This window comes from Burkholderia sp. AU28863, from assembly GCF_002223195.1.
Lineage (GTDB): Bacteria > Pseudomonadota > Gammaproteobacteria > Burkholderiales > Burkholderiaceae > Burkholderia > Burkholderia sola.
In genome coordinates this window covers 1-665 of the sequence record NZ_NKFE01000023.1, presented here as the reverse complement: position 1 = coordinate 665, position 665 = coordinate 1, and the positions used below count along the sequence as shown (strand labels likewise).

At 69.0% G+C, this 665-nt stretch carries 1 protein-coding gene; it reads right to left on the bottom strand.

Annotated elements, in window-relative coordinates; all coding sequences use genetic code 11:
- Positions 1 to 665, bottom strand: a 665-nt coding sequence (locus tag CFB81_RS34735; protein ID WP_179236157.1) for a TolC family protein, incomplete at both ends; no start/stop codon positions are given.

Below are 665 nucleotides of genomic sequence, written 5' to 3'. Positions count from 1 at the left end.
TCGAAGCGACGCTGCTGCGCGTGCTCGTTGCGCTCCAGCGCCGCGATCTGCTGGTCGTACGTGCCGCGTGCGGCAAGCCCGTCCGACACTTCGCGGAACGCCGACTGGATCGCCTTCTCGTAGTTCGCGATCTCGATGCGCTTCTGCACGTTCGCGAGGTCCAGGTTCGCGATGTTCTGCCCGCCCTCGAAGATCGGCAGTGCGATGTTCGGCGCGAACGACCACGCCGCCGTGCCGGCCTTGAACAGGCCGCCCAGCGTCGGGCTCGCGGTGCCGAACGCGGCTGTCAGCGAGATCTTCGGGAAGAATGCCGCACGCGCCGCGCCGATGTTCGCGTTCGCGGCCAGCAGCGTCTGCTCGGCCTGCATCACGTCCGGACGACGCGTGAGCAAGTCCGACGGCAGGCCAGCCGGCACGTCCGTCAGCAGGTTCTGCGCGTCGAGCGGCATGCCCGCCGGCAGGTCGTCCGGCAGCGGCTCGCCGATCAGCAGCACCAGCGCGTTCAGCGCCTGCGCGCGAGCACGTGCCTGCGCCTGCTGGTTCGCAAGCGCCGTCTCGACCACCGTCTGCGCCTGACGCAGCTCGAGCTCGGAACCCGTCCCGTTGTCGAATTGCAGCTTGGTCAGGTCGTACGACGCCTGCGCGGTCTTCAGCGTGTCCTCCGT